The sequence below is a fragment of the Pedobacter cryoconitis genome (genome assembly GCF_014207135.1).
Classification (GTDB): Bacteria; Bacteroidota; Bacteroidia; order Sphingobacteriales; family Sphingobacteriaceae; genus Pedobacter; species Pedobacter cryoconitis_D.
Window position 1 is genome coordinate 1 of sequence record NZ_JACHCC010000029.1, and the last position, 1266, is coordinate 1266.

At 38.9% G+C, this 1266-nt stretch carries 1 protein-coding gene; it reads right to left on the minus strand.

Going from position 1 to position 1266, the window contains the following annotated elements:
• Positions 1 to 30: 30 nt before the first annotated feature.
• Positions 31 to 1208 (minus strand): IS3 family transposase gene (locus HDF25_RS25715; RefSeq protein WP_184629285.1). Its coding sequence is split into 2 segments (ribosomal slippage): positions 31 to 938 and positions 938 to 1208, totalling 1179 coding nucleotides; the frame shifts between segments, so codons are not numbered across the junction.
• Between the last annotated feature and the right edge of the window lie 58 nt (positions 1209 to 1266).

The following is a 1266-nucleotide window of genomic DNA, read 5'->3' on the forward strand; positions in this document are numbered from 1 at the left end:
TGGAATTGCAACAATAAAATGGACATTGGGTTAAGCTGCAATATTTTGTTTATTTAAGTTTTGACCAAATTCCTCCGGGGACATGTAGCCCAATGCTGAATGTAGCCTTTTACGGTTGTACCAGGTTTCGATATATTCAAATACGATGATTGCTGCTTGCTCTTTGTTTACAAACTTGTGCTGGTATATACATTCGGTTTTAAGTGTCTTAAAGAAGCTCTCAGCTACTGCATTATCCCAACAATTGCCCTTTCTGCTCATACTCCTGATGATCAAATTATTTTTATCCAGTATACTTTTAAACTCATTACAGGCGTACTGAACCCCACGATCAGAATGAAAGATCAGCTCCTGGATAATGGACCTGTTTTTTTGTGCCATTTTAAACGCTGGTATTACTGTATCTATGGCTTTCATTGTTGTGCTCAATGCCCAACCGATCACTTTTCTGTCACCAAGATCTATAACCGTGGTTAAATACAGCCAATCCTGCTTTGTTTTAATGTAGGTGATGTCCGATACCCAAACAGCACCTAATGTTCCTGGCTTAAAATCACGATCCAACTTGTTTTCCGGTACAGGAAACTTATGGTTGGAATCGGTGGTCACTTTAAACTTTTTCTTTACGATACTTCTCAGATTAGCTTTTCTCATCATTCTGGCAACTCTGGGTCTGGACACTTTTATGTTCTTTTTATGAAGTTCCTGAGTGATCCGGGGACTTCCGTATATTTTTTTACTGTTTTCAAACGCCTGAAGAATCTCGTTTTCAAGCATTTGGTTTTCAATATTTCTGCTTGAGGGAACACTTTTCAACCATGTATAAAAACCACCCCGGCTTACCTTAAATATTAAACACATTTTCCCGACAGGGAATAACATACTGTGATTCGTTATGAACCTGAATATTTGCTGTCGTTCCTGGAGAAAATGCTGATAGCCTTTTTTAGGATATCACGTTCCATCTGTGTTTCACGAAGCTCTTTTTCCAATCGAGCTAACTTTTGTTCGGTTTCCGTTAGTATAACTTTCCCATTTCCAGGAAAACTCGTACTCTGTTTACTGGAAAACTCCTTCCTCCAGCGATACAATAAAGACGCTTTGATATCCAATTCTTTGGCCAGAGCCGTCAAATCGTTACGGGTATTACTCAGTTCAACGCTCATCAGCTTGAACTCCTTGGGGTAAGCTTTTCTTTCTCGTGACATAGTCTGTTAAGTTATTAAATTCCCTTAACTTACTGTCTGTTCAAATGTAGCAACTCCA